Here is a 1293-nt window from a genome sequence, read left to right on the forward strand (position 1 = left end):
GGACGTGAACCGTCCCGGGTTTGCCGGAGGCTCCAACTCCTGAGAGGATGGAGCCATGACAAGCAAGACGACGAACAAGTTTTCACCCGAGGTCCGGGACCGAGCGGTTCGGATGGTTCTGGATCACGCAAGCGAGCATCCCTCGCGCTGGGCGGCAGTGACATCGATTGCGGCCAAGATCGGCTGCACGCCGCAGACGCTTCATGACTGGGTCAAGAAGGCCGAGATCGACAGCGGGCAGCGGACCGGCGTTCCGACCGAGATGGCCGAGAAGCTGAAGGCCCTGGAACGGGAGAACCGTGAGCTTCGGCAGGCCAACGAGATCCTGCGCAAGGCGAGCGCTTATTTTGCGATGGCGGAGCTCGACCGCCGGTCCAAGCCATGATCGCCTTCATCGATGATCATCGTGGGGCGCATGGGGTCGAGCCGATCTGCAAGGTCCTGCCGATCGCCCCCTCGACCTACCACGCCCATGTGGCCAAGCGGCGCGATCCAGCCAAGCGGTCGGCGCGCGCCAGACAGGATGCCGCTCTGAAGGTCGAGGTTCGTCGCGTCTTCGACCAGAACTTCTCCGTCTACGGTGCGCGCAAGGTCTGGCGCCAACTCAAACGCGAAGGCTTCGATGTTGCCCGTTGCACAATATCGCGATTAATGCGGGACATGGGTTTGCAAGGGGTCGTCCGTGGCAAGTCCGTCAAGACCACGATCAGCGACAAGGCGGCGCCATGCCCGCTGGATCACGTCAACCGCCAGTTCAAGGCGCCACGGCCGAACGTCCTTTGGCTCTCCGACTTCACCTATGTCGCGACCTGGGCCGGCTTCGTCTACGTCGCCTTCGTCATCGATGCCTATGCCCGCAGGATCGTTGGCTGGCGGGCCTCGCGCACGGCGCATGCAGGCTTCGTGCTCGATGCGCTGGAGCAGGCACTACATGATCGACGGCCGGTCCATCGTGGCGGGCTCGTGCACCACAGCGACAGGGGCAGCCAATACGTATCCATTAAGTACACCGAGCGCCTGGCTGAGGCCGGCGTCGAGCCTTCTGTCGGCAGTGTCGGAGATTCCTATGACAACGCTCTCGCCGAAACCATCAACGGTCTCTACAAGGCCGAGGTGATCCATCGGCGCGGGCCATGGCGCAGCTTCGAGGCCGTCGAGTTCGCCACTCTCGAATGGGTCGACTGGTTCAACAACCGACGGCTCTTGGAGCCCATCGGAAACATCCCGCCGGCCGAAGCCGAGCAACGCTACTACGCCATGCTGGAACAATCGGCCATGGCGGCATAACTTAAA

The 1293-nt window shown here is 62.8% G+C and carries 1 protein-coding gene and 1 other annotated feature; the gene reads left to right on the forward strand.

The window, feature by feature from the left end; all coding sequences use genetic code 11:
• Positions 1 to 55: 55 nt before the first annotated feature.
• Positions 56 to 1287, forward strand: a protein-coding gene (locus tag AC630_RS42430; RefSeq protein WP_143198790.1) for an IS3 family transposase whose coding sequence is annotated in 2 segments (ribosomal slippage) — positions 56 to 347 and positions 347 to 1287 — 1233 coding nt in all. Because the reading frame shifts where the segments join, the coding sequence is not laid out codon by codon here.
• Positions 340 to 456: a sequence feature (AL1L pseudoknot), on the forward strand. Its footprint overlaps the gene before it by 117 nt.
• Positions 1288 to 1293 lie beyond the last annotated feature (6 nt).

The sequence above is a fragment of the Bradyrhizobium sp. AS23.2 genome (assembly GCF_001908185.1).
In the GTDB taxonomy this organism is placed as follows: domain Bacteria; phylum Pseudomonadota; class Alphaproteobacteria; order Rhizobiales; family Xanthobacteraceae; genus Bradyrhizobium.